At 63.4% G+C, this 13333-nt stretch carries 12 protein-coding genes and 1 pseudogene; all 13 read right to left on the reverse strand.

All coding sequences use genetic code 11. From position 1 onward, the window contains the following. Nucleotides 1–18: 18 nt before the first annotated feature. Nucleotides 19–873 carry a transporter gene (locus JTY93_RS14455; protein ID WP_205475650.1) on the reverse strand — a complete coding sequence of 285 codons (855 nt, stop codon included), beginning with the start codon at nt 871–873 and terminating at the stop codon, nt 19–21. Nucleotides 874–959: 86 nt separating this feature from the next. After that, nucleotides 960–3060: pseudogene (locus JTY93_RS14460) on the reverse strand (PQQ-dependent dehydrogenase, methanol/ethanol family). Between the two features lie 113 nt (nt 3061–3173). Beyond that, nucleotides 3174–4115 (reverse strand): transcriptional regulator FeaR, encoded by a 942-nt coding sequence (feaR, locus tag JTY93_RS14465; RefSeq protein WP_205475652.1) that lies wholly within the window; start codon nt 4113–4115, stop codon nt 3174–3176. 80 nt (nt 4116–4195) lie between these two features. Further along, on the reverse strand, nt 4196–6760 hold the full coding sequence (locus JTY93_RS14470; protein WP_205475653.1) for a bifunctional diguanylate cyclase/phosphodiesterase: 2565 nt from the start codon (nt 6758–6760) through the stop codon (nt 4196–4198). Between the two features lie 125 nt (nt 6761–6885). Next, the gene (locus JTY93_RS14475) at nt 6886–8787 is read right to left on the reverse strand and encodes an acyl-CoA synthetase (protein WP_205475654.1); all 1902 of its coding nucleotides are present in this window, start codon (nt 8785–8787) and stop codon (nt 6886–6888) included. Nucleotides 8788–8811: 24 nt separating this feature from the next. Further along, nucleotides 8812–8961, reverse strand: coding sequence for a hypothetical protein (locus JTY93_RS14480; protein WP_205475655.1), 150 nt, complete (start codon nt 8959–8961; stop codon nt 8812–8814). A gap of 309 nt (nt 8962–9270) precedes the next feature. Then, nucleotides 9271–9933: a general secretion pathway protein GspN gene (locus tag JTY93_RS14485; RefSeq protein ID WP_205475656.1), complete on the reverse strand. Its 663-nt coding sequence runs from the start codon at nt 9931–9933 to the stop codon at nt 9271–9273. After that, a complete protein-coding gene (gspM, locus tag JTY93_RS14490; protein ID WP_205475657.1) occupies nt 9930–10361 on the reverse strand; it encodes a type II secretion system protein GspM in 432 nt (143 codons plus the stop codon). The genes JTY93_RS14485 and gspM overlap by 4 nt, the downstream gene beginning before the upstream one ends. Further along, nucleotides 10358–11467: a type II secretion system protein GspL gene (locus tag JTY93_RS14495; protein WP_205475658.1), complete on the reverse strand. Its 1110-nt coding sequence runs from the start codon at nt 11465–11467 to the stop codon at nt 10358–10360. The genes gspM and JTY93_RS14495 overlap by 4 nt, the downstream gene beginning before the upstream one ends. A 14-nt stretch (nt 11468–11481) precedes the next feature. Further along, nucleotides 11482–12072 (reverse strand): PulJ/GspJ family protein, encoded by a 591-nt coding sequence (locus JTY93_RS14500; protein ID WP_205475659.1) that lies wholly within the window; start codon nt 12070–12072, stop codon nt 11482–11484. Next, nucleotides 12069–12434 carry a type II secretion system protein gene (locus JTY93_RS14505; RefSeq protein ID WP_205475660.1) on the reverse strand — a complete coding sequence of 122 codons (366 nt, stop codon included), beginning with the start codon at nt 12432–12434 and terminating at the stop codon, nt 12069–12071. The genes JTY93_RS14500 and JTY93_RS14505 overlap by 4 nt, the downstream gene beginning before the upstream one ends. Nucleotides 12435–12576: 142 nt before the next feature. Then, a complete protein-coding gene (locus JTY93_RS14510) occupies nt 12577–12882 on the reverse strand; it encodes a pilus assembly FimT family protein (protein ID WP_311136317.1) in 306 nt (101 codons plus the stop codon). Between the two features lie 2 nt (nt 12883–12884). Further along, nucleotides 12885–13328: a type II secretion system major pseudopilin GspG gene (gspG, locus tag JTY93_RS14515; protein WP_169992908.1), complete on the reverse strand. Its 444-nt coding sequence runs from the start codon at nt 13326–13328 to the stop codon at nt 12885–12887. Nucleotides 13329–13333: the final 5 nt, after the last annotated feature.

Here is a 13333-nt window from a genome sequence, read left to right on the forward strand (position 1 = left end):
GATAGCTCCTACATTTCGTCAGTAGAAATACGCCAGGCGAAACTGCAGCGAATTATCGATCTTCACCCCTTCGCGCACCGATGTGTCATGCATCAACTGCCCCAATACCTGCACCTGTTTGCCCAGCATCGTGGCCACGGTAAAGCCCAGCGTGCCGTTGCTGCGGCTGGTGGCCAGGGTTTCATGGTCGAGCGTCTCCCGTGCGCCCCAATTGTGGCGATAGGAGACCGCCGCGTAAGTCTCTGGGGTGAAGTTGTAGCGCAGGTGGTTGTGCAGTTGCAGCAGCGGATCTTTCTTGGCATCGGTGGCGCGCTGTTCGCCGTAGAACTCGGTCTCGGCAATCACATCCCAGGTGATTTTGTCGGTCAGCCCCTTGATATAGCCCACCTGGAAATCCAGGGCCCAGCGGTTGCTGCTCAGGGCAAACCCCTGGTTTTTGTCGCTGCCCGTGGGCGCGGTGACAAACGCCGACCAACCCAGATGCTGGTTGTTGGCCAGGTCCGCGATGGTCCACACCGTGCCGCCAAACGTAATGTCGCCCAACCCCGAGTTCTTGGTGTCGCTGGCACCGATCTTCTGGTAGCCGAAAGGAATGACGATCTGCGGGTCCCAGGTCAGGCCGGTGTTGAAAAACTCGGTGAAGTGGATCAGGCGCAACACGCCAACGGTCATGTCCAGGTCAAGGTTGTCGGCGACTTTCTTGCCGCCGGAGTAGACCTTGTCGCCCCGCGGGTTCTGCTGGTACAGCACCACCACATCAGTGCCCTGGGGCAAGGCCGTGTAGTCGCCGGGATCGGGCTTGACGTCGGCATGGGCCAATGGCGCCAGGCTTGCGAAAAGTGTACTGAGGGTCAACGTGCTAAGTGTTTTCATGGCGAGTCCATCTTATTGTTATTGGAGGCAAAGCTTCGCCGTGACGACTCCACGGAGAGTCGCCAGGCGTAGGTTTCAACGAGGGGTCAGTGGAGCGTCTTGAGATCGGCCTGCAAGTCCTGGGTCCGCTTGACCAGGTATTGGCGCAGCAACTCCATGTCCTCGCGCTGCAAAATGTCGGAGAAGTTAGGCATGCCTTTATTGATCAACGCCCCACTGACATAGGCTGGAAATGCCGCGTGCTTGTTGTCATCCAGATAGCGAAGATCTGGCACCACCCCGCCGCTGATCGCATTCAGGCCATGGCAACCGGCGCACAGGCCATTGAACATGTCACGCGCCTGGGCCAGTTGCTCGGGTGTCGCCGAGAGTACCTGGCGGGTCGTCGGCAACACCGGCGCGGCCTTGGGCGGTGGCAGCTCGCCTGTAGCACCGAGCTTGAAGGCAATCACCCGCGACTCGGCCCGCACCTTGCCCTTATTGGTCAGCGGGCCCGTCAACAGCGGCAGGATCCCGCCCCACCCCACCGAAAACGCCACGTACTGCTCGCCGTTGACCGTATAAGTGACCGGCCCCCGCCATCACGCCGGAATTGGCCCGGTGCTCCCACAGTGGCTTGCCGGTATCGGCACGGTAGGCCACCACCCGCCCGTCGGCGGTGCCCTGGAACACCAGATTGCCGGCGGTGGCGAGGGTGCCGCCGTTGCCGGCACTGACGTAGGGTTGTTTCCAGGCGGCTTTCTGCGTCACCGGGTCCCAAGCGATCAACTCACCGCTCCAGGCATCACGGATCTGGTTAAGCACTTTCGGGTCTTCCGGCAGGTCCGGCACATCCAGGCCGAAGTTGACCACTGATTTGTTCGCCAGGAACTGCGGGGCCTTGGCCGCCTTCAACTCGGCCAGGGTGTACTGCGCCGGTATGTACACGTAGCCGGTCTTCGGGCTGTAGGACATGGGGTGCCAATTGTGCCCACCGAGGAAACTCGGCTGCACCACCTTCGGCTCCTTGGAATAGTCCGCCGCGCCGGTGAGGATCGGCCGCCCGGTCTGCAGGTCGATGCCACTGGCCCAGTTCACTGGCACGAAGTTGTTCGCTGACAGCAGTTTGCCGTTGGTGCGATCAAGGACGTAGAAGAAGCCGTTTTTCGGCGCCTGCATGATCACCTTGCGCACGCTGCCATCAATCTTGATATCGGCGAGGATCATGTGCTGGGTCGCGGTGAAGTCCCACTGGTCCTGTGGCGTGACCTGGTAGTGCCAGACGTATTCGCCGGTGTCCGGGCGCAGCGCGAGGATCGACGACACATACAGGTTGTCGCCCTTGCCATTGCTGCGGAACCGGTAATTCCACGGCGAGCCGTTGCCGGTGCCCACGTAGAGCAGGTCCAGTTGCGGGTCGTAGGCCATCGAGTCCCACACGGTGCCACCGCCGCCCCACTTGACCCAGCCGTCGCCATCCCAGGTTTTCATGGCTTTGGCCATCGCGGCGTTTTCCGCTGGCAGCTTGGGGTCGCCCGGCACAGTGTAGAAGCGCCACACTTGCTTGCCGGTGTCGGCGTCATAGGCGGTGACGTAACCGCGCACTCCGAATTCGGCGCCGCCGTTGCCGATCAACACCTTGCCCTTGACGATGCGCGGCGCACCAGTGATGGAGTAGCTTTTGCTGCGATCAATGATGGTGTCGACGCTCCACACCGGCTGGCCAGTGCCCGCATCCAGCGCAATCAGGCGCCCATCAAAACTGCCCACGTAGACTTTGCCCTGCCACACCGCCACGCCCCGATTGACCGGGCCGCAGCAGCCCTGACTGAGGTTTTCGGCGGGCACTTTCGGGTCGTATTTCCACAGCAACTCGCCGGTGGCCGCATTGATCGCATAGACGATGCTGAAGGCGCCCGTGGTGTACATCACCCCGTCGACCACCAGCGGCGTGGCCTCGGTGCCGCTGTCGATATCCAGCTTGGTAGTCCAGGCCATGCCCAACTGGCCGACGTTGCCGGCATTCACATGGTCCAGGGGGCTGTAGCGTTGTTCATCGTAGGTACGGCCGTGGCTCATCCAGTTACCGGGCTCCTGGTCGGCGGCGATGATGCGCGCCCCATCGACCTGGGCGGGCCCGGCCAAGGCCAGCGTGGCAAACGCGGTCAATAGCAGAGGCGTGCCCAACAGCAGGCTCCGTGTATTCATTGTTATTGTTCTCCAACATTAATCGGTTCTGGCCACGCTATTAGAGGGCCTGCCACGCGCGACCACTTGACTGAGGCTGCCAAAGCCCTTGGCATTCCCTGCCAAAGCGCTGGCTAAACCGGCTGCTGGCGAAAGTCCCGGGGCGCATGTTGAAAATGCCGCTTGAAGGCCCGACTGAAATGCGCAGCGTCGACAAAGCCCCACTTGAAGGCGATCTGGGTGATCGACTCATGCCGCAAATCGCGGGCGCGCAGGTCCTGCGCCACCCGCTCCAGGCGGCGTTGCTGGATATAACGCGCGATGCTTTCATGACGTTGCTCGAACAGCCGGTATAGCTGGCGCACTGAGACATTCAGGTGCCGCGCCAGGTACTCGGGGCCAAGGTCGGCTTCTTGCAAGGAAGCTTCCACCAGGCGCGTGGCCAGGCCGTAAATATCGTCCTGCCCCACGCAGGCGAAACCCGGCTGGCCCTCGGCACGCGCGTCCAGGCCCGCAGCCGCCAGGCCGATCATGGCTTGCTCCACGGCCGGGCCATCGTTCTCGCCGCCATAGCCGTCACTCAGTTGCGCCTCCTCCAGGGAGCGCACCAGTGCACGAATCATATGGGTGGCGACGCTGTTGCGCGCCAGCTTCCCAAACAAGCGCTGCTGGCCGAACTGGCGGGTAACCTCGGCGCGTGACAGGTGCACCGAGGTGTTCTGCACCAGCCCCTGGGGCTCGATCTCGAAGGCCTGGGCCGAGTCCACCAGGGCGATATCGTCCGGCCCCAGATCGATCACCCGGTGCTGCTGGCGGATGCGCTGATGGCCGCTGCCCTGCAGGATCAGAAAGCAGTGGCGGTCATCGTCGCCATCGCCGTGGGTGTGGTGGCGGCTGATCAGCCCGGCATTGGTGCGGATATGGGCCAACTCCAGGCCACACACATCCTGGCCATGGACGCTGCCGATAAACAGGCTGTGTCGATCTGAGCGCGCGGTGCTGAAATTGCCGCACACCGCACGCAAATCACGATTCCAATTGGCGAACTCAACGCAAGGGTTCAACAAGGCAGGCATACCCCCTCCCACAGACCATTTATAGTTATATTGTTAACATATTATCTATATAGGGTCAGCGCAAGCGTGGTATGGAGCCGCTAATCAGTCCGGCCCGTGATCAACGCACTGATCGCCTGGGCATTCACCGGCACGCTGAGGTAGAAGCCCTGCGCCTCATCGCACTGCACATCCTTCAGCGCCTTGAGCTGGTCAAGGGTTTCCACGCCTTCGGCAGTCACCGTCAGCGAGAGCGCGCGACCCAGGCCGACAATCGCCTGGATGATCGACTGATCGCCGCCGCTGGCGGTCAGCCCACCGACAAAACTGCGGTCGATCTTCAGCCCGTCGAAGGGGAATGAGCGCAGATAACTCAACGATGAATAGCCGGTGCCAAAGTCATCCATCAGCAAGCGCACGCCCAGGGCCTTGAGGCCTTGCATGGTGTCCAAGGCGACTTTCTCGTCGTTGAGCATCACACTTTCGGTCAACTCCAGCTCCAGTCGCGCCGGGTTCAAACCCGTCTCGACCAGCACTGCTTTGACCCGCGCCACCAGATGCCCACGCTGGAACTCGGTAGAGGACAAATTGACCGAAATCATCACGTCGTCAGGCCAGCCAGCGGCCTCCTGGCAAGCCGCGTGCAGCACCCAATTGCTCAGCGGCAGGATCAACCCGGTTTCTTCGGCAATGGGGATAAACACGTCAGGACCCAGCAGCCCGCGCCGCGGATGTTCCCAACGCACCAAGGCCTCGGCGCCGGCCAGGCGCTTGCCTTCGATGCGGTAGCGCGGCTGGAAATCCAGGCGCAGCTCACCGTTCTTGATCGCGTGGCGCAAATCGGCTTCAAGCTGGCGCCGCTCAATGATCCGCGCGTTCATATCGCCCGCATAAAAACGCCAGGTATTGCGCCCGCTTTCCTTGGCTTCGTAGAGCGCAATATCGGCATAGCGCAGCAACTCTTCGGCCAGGGTCGCATCCGCCGGCGCCATGGCAATACCGATGCTGGCGCTGATGAACACTTCATGCTCAGTGATGTAAAACGGCTGCTCGATAAAATCGATTAGCCGCCGACACAGGCCTTCCACTTCCAACGGCGAACTCATGCCCGCCACCACCAACATAAACTCGTCGCCGCCAATGCGTGCGACCAGGTCGTCACCGCGCAGGCAGCCCTGCAAGCGCCGCGACACCTGGTTGAGTACGTCATCGCCGGCGGCGTGCCCCAGCAGGTCATTGACCGGTTTGAAGCGATCAAGATCGATGCTGAGCATCACCAACGGCTGTTCCAGGGTCGGCACCGCCTTGAGCTTGCCTTCGAGGAACTCCTGCATGCGCGAACGGTTGGCCAGCCCAGTCAAGGCATCGTGTTGCGATAGGTACTCAATACGTCGCCGGGCCTGTACCTCTTCAGTGATGTCACTGGCGGTACCCCGATAACCCTGCCCCGGTATCTCGCGCACCGACAACCGGCAGATCCTTGGTTCGCCGTCACCCGAGAGGTAGTTGCATTGCACGATGGCATTCGGGCGATGGGCATGGTCCTTGAACCAGTTGGACAACAGGCCCTGGTCCGAGGCCAGCAGGTCATCCGCCGCCAGCCCCAGGCAGTTGGCGCCCTTGAGGCCGGTGATCACATCGAAACGCTCCGACAGGTAGGTGAAGCGCAGTTGGCTATCCACCTCCCAGATCCAATCGGATGCCGCCTCGGCCACATCACGAAAACGCGCCTCGCTGACCAGCAGCGCGGCGCGACTGGCTTGCAGGGTGGCGTAGTTGCTGTCCATGATCCGCGCAGCGGCGGTGCTGCGGCGCTGGATCACCCAGGCCATCAGGGCGAAGATCAGCCCGGCGACCGTGACCAGGGGCACGACCAGCACCAGCAACTGGTGCCCCGGGTCATCGGAATCCCATTGCACCACGCCGGCATTGTCCCTGAGGCGCAGGCTCGGGACGTCCGCCGCGGTCCCGCCAGGCGGCGCGACCCGCAGGCCTTGCACACCAAAGTCCGCGCCCAACGCAGCCAGTCGTTGCGGCGCAAGCTTGGCAATGAAGATCAACACCGAGGCGGGCCCGCTGTCAGCCTTCACACTCGGGTCAGTGCCCGGCGTCAGCGCCGCAGCGGCCAGCACCGCCGGCGCCCCGTCGGCCTGTACCAGGCGGCTCACCGATTGGCTGTTGACGGCGGCCTCCCGGGCCTGGGCCAGCAGTGGCTCGATCGGGATGTGCAGCCAGTCCTGTACGGCAACGGTCTGCAACTGGCCATCAATCACCGAATACACCGTACGGCCTGTGGGATCGACAACAAAGACCCCTTCGAAGCCCAGATCGGCAAATAGCGTCGAGCCCAGGTTTTGCCGGCCAAACGCCCAGTCCACATCCACCTGCTGATGCAGGTGAACGTAGGCATCGCCCCAAAACGCATAGTCCTTGACCGTAGAGCCAGCGACACGCTCCACAGACAGTAAGGCGTTTTCGATATCGATCCGACTGTGCTCGCCGGCGTCGTGATTCAGGTGATCGGCAATCGAAACCAGCAGCACCCCGACCAACAGAAACATGGCCAGTAACAGCAACGAACAGGCAAGCAGATAAGCCCTTGCGGTAGAGAGATTGGAGACTTTGCCTTCCGGCGACGACTTTGGATCAACCTTGAGCTTTTCCATAGTGCTCCAGGCGCCAGGCGCCCTAACCACCCGCACCGAAAATCACACCACGCACACACAGCTGCGCGACTGCCTGCCCATAGACGATAGACAACTTTTACGCTTCGAACAGCCCGAAAACCGCCTTATGCGCAATGCACCACATAACGCACGGCAAACCCGCTCAGGCGCTGATCCAATTGCTCACGGTGGACCGCGCTAAGCTGCGGCACATGAATATCCACGCGCTGCCCGTGGCGCTCGTCACTGTGGACCTCCACCCGGCTTGCCGCCGCGACCTGCCACACCTCCTCCTCGAACACCCGGCGGATCGCATCCAGGCGCAAGGCGGGCTTGAAGGTCTTGCCCACAGCGGTCAACGGAATCTGCTCTACCAACCAGATGTTCTTGGGCACCGCCGCACGTTCGTGGATGTGCTGCATGGCGTGCTCCAGCAACTGGGCCTCGCTGGCATGTTCGCCGGTCTTGAGCTGCACGTACACCACCGGCAGTTCCCCGGCCCTGGTATCCGGCTTGCCCACTGCGGCGGCCAACGCTACGCACGGATGACGATGCAACGCCTCTTCGATCATCTGCGGGTCGATATTATGGCCACCGCGAATAATCAGATCCTTGCTGCGACCGGTCAGCCAGATGTAGCCATCGGCATCGATGCGCCCCAGGTCGCCGGTATTGAACCAGTCACCATCAAGCCAGATGCCGGCGTTCTTGTCCGCTTGCAGATACCCCTTGAACACCGTCGGACCACGCAGGCACAGGGAGCCAGGCTCGTCCGTGGCGGCATCACGCAAGTAATTGCCATCGCTGTCGAGCACCGCGATCTTGACCTCGCAATACGGCAGGCGCAGGCCGATGGAACCGGGACGACGCTCGCCCTCATAGGGATTGCAGGCGGTGGCGCAGGTGCCTTCGGTCAAGCCATAACCTTCGATGATGCGCAGCCCCGTGCGGGCTTCGAACTGGCGGATGAGTTCCACCGGCATCGGCGCTGCACCGCAGAGCGCAAAGCGCAGACTGGAGACGTCGATACCGTCATTGGGGATCTGCAGCAGTGCCGCATAGATGGTAGGCACCCCACTGAAACTGCTGACTCGGTAGCGCTCCACCAGCCTCCAGAAGTCCTTGATCAAGGCCGGGTTGCGGTAACCCTGGGGCCCGGCGAGCAGCACCTGCGCGCCGTTATGAAACGCGGCAAGCCCGGTGACCATCACCCCGTTGACGTGAAACAGCGGTAACCCGCAGAGCAGCACATCGTCCGGTACATATCGCCCATGCAGGCCAATGATCTCGGCCATCGCCACTTCGTTGAAGTGGGTGTGAGGGGCCAGTTTCGGGGTGCCCGTGGTGCCGCCGGTGTGAAAGTAGGAGGCGATATCGTCAGGCTGGATAACCCGCCCGCTTTCCAGATAATCGGCCGGGGCGGCTGCAAGTACTTCATCGAAGTCCAGGACGCCTGCCGGCATCGCTGGCCGCTGGGCTCTTACGGCGCTGCGTTGCGGCTCCGGCAACCGGTTGGCGAGGTCGACCGTCACAATCGTGGGCATCTGTGGCAAAAAGTCTGCCAGGGCCGCCACTTTCTGCCACAGCTCGGTACCGGGGAACGGTGCCAGTGTGACCAGCACCGAGGTATTGGAAGCCCGGATCAGCTCTGCAATGTGCTCAGGTTCGAGCAACGGATTGATCGCATTGACGATCCCCGCCGCCTCACCGCCCCAAATCACAAAGTGCGTCTGCGGCAGGTTAGGCAACAGGAAAGAAACGGCCTGGCCGGGGCGCAACCCTAGACGATGCAAGGCGTTGGCGGTTTGCGTGACCTTGGCAAAAAGCTCGGCATAACTGATGCGCCAAGGCTGATCCTCGATGCTGCCCGTCGGCAGGAAACACAAGGCCGGCAGATCGGCAAAGCGTTCGGCGGCACGCTGCAGCAACTCATAGGTACTGCCCGGCAAGTCACGCTGGGCCAAGGGATAGTGTTGCTCCAGGGCTTGGATATCGCTCAACCGGGCAAGGGAAACAGGACTGTTCATGGGTTTATTGTTCTTCCGTGGTTTTTACAAAGGGCGCCAGGGGATGGGGGCTGGCAAATGCGCCAGCGTCGTGTACTGGCACTGCTCGGTAAAACGCAGCAGCCCCGGATCCAGCAACCCCTTCTGCTCGCTGCTCAGTTGCGCGGCCAGATCCATGGCCCCAGCGTAGACCACGGTTTTGAACAACTCCAGTGGGTCACTAGTGCCAGGCCGGACGCACACTCTCACCCATTGCCCAGCAGGCGGTGGACGCGATCATCGCCAACGCCCACGGTGGTCGTGTGGCGAGCGGGCTTGTCGGAACGCCGCATCGCCCGCGCTGGGCTGCGAAGCAGCCCCAAAACCAGCCGTTACGGAGTATCTGATATACCGCACTCGGCTTACTGGGGCTGCTTCGCAGCCCAACGCGGGGCAAGCCCGCTCGCCACAGGGGGGGGGCGGCAGTGTCTGAAAGTTGTGTAGATACCGACGCTCCCACAGGGGTCAGGGCCTGCCCAACACCTTGCTGAAGCTTTGCGCCGCCGGCTGCAACCAGCGTGCCTGGACCAGTAGTGGGGTCACAGCGGCACCTGGCTCAATCTGCCCGTCCACCTGCAAGCGCCGCGGGTCCGCTTCGATCTTGAAGTGGTGCTCGGCAGGCAGTTGCAGGTCGGCCAATAGCCGCAGCCCATCGCGGCACTGTAGCGCTATCCGAGCGTTTCCCAGTTTGACCAGCCATGGACTCAACACGGCAAGGTCCTGCCCCACCAACTCCCCTTGCGTTTTACGGCACCCCGTTCCGGCGCCATCGACCTGCAATCGCCCTTCCCAATGGCCGTCCAGCACGAACATCGGCGCCGGCAAGGCGTTGACCGCACGCGGCGCCAACTGCGCCTGCCAATTCCACGGCCAGCCCTGAATCGACAATGCCCAGAAGCGTTGTTGAAAGCCCAGGCCCACCTGCGCCTTCCACGGCCGCAGGTTCCACGCCACCGGGCCCAGGGCGCCAACCCGCGTCGCGTGGCCATTCCACACACTGCCCGCGACACCGATAGGTTGCCAGCCAGCCGGCCATGGCACTTGGCGGGCGACAAAGGTGGCTGGCAGCTCCAACAGCAAGGTCAGGGCAAACACCAGAATGGCCCATGTGATGACCCCGCGACTCATGGCCGCGCCGCCACTTCCAGGCTAAAGGCATACCTCTGGCCGCCAGCCTGCTCAAGGCTCCATTGCAGCGGCCGCGCCCCCTGTTCCTGCACGGTGCGCAGCAGTTGCTGCAAGGCTTGGGGCCCGGGCAGTTCGCCTTGCAATTGCCAGCGATCGCCTTGCTGCTCGACACGGGTCAACACCCATTGGCGCGACACCGCCAGCGCCTGCCATTGCTCGTTGGAAAATGCTGCCGGCGGGATCAGCGCACCGGCCTGTTGCGCCAGTGCCTGCCACTGGCGCGCATCCTGCCAGGCTGCCAACAGCGGCCGAGTCAGCAACACCAGCAGCAACAGCGCAACGGTGGACCAGCCGGCCAGCAGGCTATAGCGGCGCTTGGCCGGCAGTTGGTTGAAATGGGCCAGGTACGCGTGCATCCGGGCTTTCATGGTTGTTCTCCCAGATCAAAACTCAGGTGCAGTTGCACGCCGACCCCTTGCACCTCATCGGTCCATTGGGCGCCCGCGAGTTGGGCAATGGCCTGCCATTGCGCCGGCTCCGGCCGGGGACCATTACCGCGCAGGCCGAGGCGCCAATGCTTGCCGTCGAACGCCATACTCATCACCGACCACCCCGGCTGCTGTTGCAACCAGGCCGAGAGTCCCTGCTCCAGGGCCACGATTTTTTGCTGGCGCACCTGCCATTCGGTCGCCTCGCCTTGCACCCGCGCCAACGCCGTACGGGCCTGTTGCGGATTGCTGGCGGGCCCGGCCACCGCCCGGACCTGGGTTTTCCAAACGTCGATCTGGCGCAAGCTCTGCAACAGATACACCGCACTCCAACAGGTCGCCAACACCACACACCCCAACAGCAAGTGCCGCTGTAAGCGGTTCATCAGAGGGGCCCGCTGTGCACGGACACGCGTCGGCCGCGAGCCTTCCAGCACACTGGGCAGTTGCTCCAGGCGCGCCAGGCGCGACGGCCAGTCGCCCGCAAGCGTCTCGCCAGGCAGATCGCGCCAGGCCTGGGGCAAGCGCTCACCCAATACCGATGGCCACACCAACCATTGCCGGGAGTGGGCCTTCAGGCACAGCAGTTGTTCGCGCTGCCAACGCACCGCGTGCCCCGGCTCGGCGTTCGGCAACAACTGCACCTCTGCCCAACCGTGGGTGATCTGCACGCCAAGTGCGGCACACTCGGCCAGCCAGTGCTGCACCTGCTCACGCTGCATGACCAACAACTCCAACTGCCCGGCTTCGCGGGACAGGCAACTGACCAGCAACGCTTCGGCGGGCTGCTGCGCATACTCTTCAAACAATTGCGGCCACTCATGGCGCTTGAGCCCCGGCGGCGCCGGCAGGCAGAAATGGCTGCAATCCAGTGCCGGAATAATCAAGGCGCCCGGCAGTTGCAGCAGAGCGGGCGGTGGCGGCCAGACGCCGCTTGCGCAAGCCTGTTGCGCGCTGTAGTGCAGCCACTGCCAAGGTCCCTCGGCGGTGGCTGGCGGGCGCACCAGCAACCATTCCCGCGGTTTGGCCCGCAGACGCTCAAACATACCGGTGCTCCCCCTCACGGCTGGGTATCGGGCAAGGCGAAGGTACAGACATAAGGGGCTCCATGATGCTCGAACTCGATCCGCACGCCGCGATTGGGCTGGGCGGCAGCAGTAGAAGGAAAGGCCAGCCAACGCGTGCCCTGATAAAAACTGAAGGTGGCGCGCTCGACCGGCGCCAATGACTCTTTGAGTGCCCAGCGTGGCTTGTCGGCGGCGTACAGGTCGGCCGAGACCCACAGCTCCAGGCGCTGCTGGCGCGCATCGAACAACAGGCGCTGGCGTTGCACGCGTGATGCGCCGTCGGCGGGCGGCCAGGCGGCCAGGGCCACCCACTGCAATTGCCCCAGACTCGGCTGCCACTCCAGCCACGCCAAGTCCAGGGGCAAGCGCTGCTCGTACAACTGGCGCAACACCAGGCCATCGAAACGGCGCTCCAGGGCCATGCACCATTCCAATACCTGGGGCTCGCCGCCGGGCTCTTCCAAACGCTCACGCACCTTGACCCAGCCATTGACCAGGGCGGCCAACAACACCCCGACCACCGCCGTGAGCGCCATCGCCACCAACAGCTCGACCAGGGTCAAGCCACGCTGCGCGGCCTTCATGGGCGCACCAGAAACAGGCTGAACTGGCCCAGGGGCTGGCGCTGCCCAGGGTCGGCAAACAGCGTCAACTCACCTCGGCGCAAGCGATTGACCCCGGTATTGCCCAAGGTCAGTTGCCAGTGACAGGTGGCGTGCCCCTGGCGCAGCTCGCCGCTCACCGCCTTGATCTGCGGCCAGTACTGCTCCACGCCGAACCGCGTCTCCAGTTCCCGCGCGCACAAACTGCCCAGGCGATGTTGCGCGACGGCCTGGTGGGTTGCGATGCGCTGGCGCAACAACTGGCTGACCATCACCGCCATCAGCGCGGCAATCCCCAGGGCGACCATGACTTCGAGCAAGGTAAAACCTCGTTGGCGCTTCATGGCAGGGTCGCGATATGCAGGGTGTTGTCCGCTTGCCATTGCCAGCGCTGGCGGCCCTCGGCCCAACGCCAGGTCAATGACACCGGGCGGGCCAGCCCCCGATGGGGTGAACATCACTTGGGGCTCGCTGCTCACCGGCCAGTCAGGTTGCAGGCCAGTCGGCCAGGGCGCGCTGCGCGACGGTTCGACCCGCCACCCAGGCGCACCCCGCCCGACCTGCCAGCGCACGAACTCGGGGCTGCGGCCATTCCAGCGCAAGCCCAGCAACTGCCCGGCATGCCGGGCCTGGGCGGCCTGGCTGCGGGCCTCGTTGGCCAGTTGGGCCAGGGCCTGGCGCATCGGCGCCTGGCCGGCATCGAGGAACGCCACCCCCCAGGGCGCTGAACAAGCCGACGATCAGCAACACCACCAGCATTTCCAGGAGCGAAAACCCGCGACTGCGCTGCATGCCTAGAGGTTCCAGTTACCGATATCGGCATCGGTGCCTTCGCCGCCTTCCTGGCCGTCGGCGCCCAGGGAAAACAAGTCTACCCGGCCATGTTGGCCTGGCGTGCGGTAGCCATAGGCGTTGCCCCACGGGTCCTCGGGTAGCCGGCGGATATAGCCGTCGGCGCGCCAGCTGCGCGGCAACGGCTCCAGGGATGGTTTGCTGACCAGGGCCTGCAAACCCTGCTCGGAGGTAGGGAACCGCAGGTTGTCGAGGCGGTACATATCCAGCGCCTGCTCCAGGGTCGCCAGGTCAGCCAGGGCCTTCTGGCGCATGGCCTTGTCCTGGCTGCCGAGCACGCTGGGGGCGACCACCGCGATCAGCAGGCCGATGATAAAAATCACCACCATGATTTCCATCAGGGTGAAACCGCGTTCGCGGCGTTTGACTGCACGATTGCCTGGCATGGCTT

Origin of the sequence: Pseudomonas hygromyciniae (assembly GCF_016925675.1) — a bacterium.
Taxonomy (GTDB): domain Bacteria; phylum Pseudomonadota; class Gammaproteobacteria; order Pseudomonadales; family Pseudomonadaceae; genus Aquipseudomonas; species Aquipseudomonas hygromyciniae.

Excerpts from the sequence above, each read along its gene's own strand:
- JTY93_RS14470 (WP_205475653.1), bottom strand. The coding sequence starts at position 6,760 with ATGGAAAAGCTCAAGGTTGATCCAAAGTCGTCGCCGGAAGGCAAAGTC.
- JTY93_RS14485 (WP_205475656.1), bottom strand. The coding sequence starts at position 9,933 with ATGAGTCGCGGGGTCATCACATGGGCCATTCTGGTGTTTGCCCTGACC.
- JTY93_RS14510 (WP_311136317.1), bottom strand. The coding sequence starts at position 12,882 with ATGCAGCGCAGTCGCGGGTTTTCGCTCCTGGAAATGCTGGTGGTGTTG.
- JTY93_RS14475 (WP_205475654.1), bottom strand. The coding sequence starts at position 8,787 with ATGAACAGTCCTGTTTCCCTTGCCCGGTTGAGCGATATCCAAGCCCTG.
- JTY93_RS14455 (WP_205475650.1), bottom strand. The coding sequence starts at position 873 with ATGAAAACACTTAGCACGTTGACCCTCAGTACACTTTTCGCAAGCCTG.
- gspM (WP_205475657.1), bottom strand. The coding sequence starts at position 10,361 with ATGAAAGCCCGGATGCACGCGTACCTGGCCCATTTCAACCAACTGCCG.
- gspG (WP_169992908.1), bottom strand. The coding sequence starts at position 13,328 with ATGCCAGGCAATCGTGCAGTCAAACGCCGCGAACGCGGTTTCACCCTG.
- JTY93_RS14495 (WP_205475658.1), bottom strand. The coding sequence starts at position 11,467 with ATGTTTGAGCGTCTGCGGGCCAAACCGCGGGAATGGTTGCTGGTGCGC.
- feaR (WP_205475652.1), bottom strand. The coding sequence starts at position 4,115 with ATGCCTGCCTTGTTGAACCCTTGCGTTGAGTTCGCCAATTGGAATCGT.
- JTY93_RS14500 (WP_205475659.1), bottom strand. The coding sequence starts at position 12,072 with ATGAAGGCCGCGCAGCGTGGCTTGACCCTGGTCGAGCTGTTGGTGGCG.
- JTY93_RS14505 (WP_205475660.1), bottom strand. The coding sequence starts at position 12,434 with ATGAAGCGCCAACGAGGTTTTACCTTGCTCGAAGTCATGGTCGCCCTG.